This window comes from Paludifilum halophilum (genome assembly GCF_002245355.1).
GTDB classification, from domain to species: domain Bacteria; phylum Bacillota; class Bacilli; order Thermoactinomycetales; family DSM-45169; genus Paludifilum; species Paludifilum halophilum.
Genome location: NZ_NOWF01000135.1, coordinates 1 through 414, shown reverse-complemented (window position 1 = coordinate 414; position 414 = coordinate 1). Strand labels below are relative to the sequence as shown.

1 protein-coding gene is annotated in these 414 nt (G+C 36.5%); it reads right to left on the bottom strand.

Annotation, left to right across the window (positions count from 1 at the left end):
- Positions 1–221: 221 nt before the first annotated feature.
- Positions 222–414: hypothetical protein (locus CHM34_RS19665; RefSeq protein WP_206093859.1), on the bottom strand; the 193-nt coding region annotated here is incomplete at its 5' end.

Here is a 414-nt window from a genome sequence, read left to right as displayed (position 1 = left end):
GATTTCTTTCTACAAATCCTATTTAGGGTTACTAAATTTGCAACCAATTATATGAAGGCACCAATTAATGGGCTAGTAAGAAAATTGCAATGATTTTGATAGCCAATGAGAAATAGGACACTTGGGCACAATTCGATATACTGTGCTTGATATTGAGATTTTCTAATTGGAGGCAAATAATTGGCACCTCATCATCCTTATTCTGTGCTTGGAGTCTTGGCCTATAGAGTATTTTTGACATTTAACGATGAATCCTTCTCACTTGAGTCCTTAGGATTGAGCCATCTTCCTGTAGTATCCACATGAAGTTTTGAGGCCTTGTTCATCGCCTTTCCTTCTAGCTTCTCCTTGAATTCACTTGGCAAAACAAAGGAGAAGAGAATTAAGCTTTTGAAAAATCTGAAAAGCAAAATC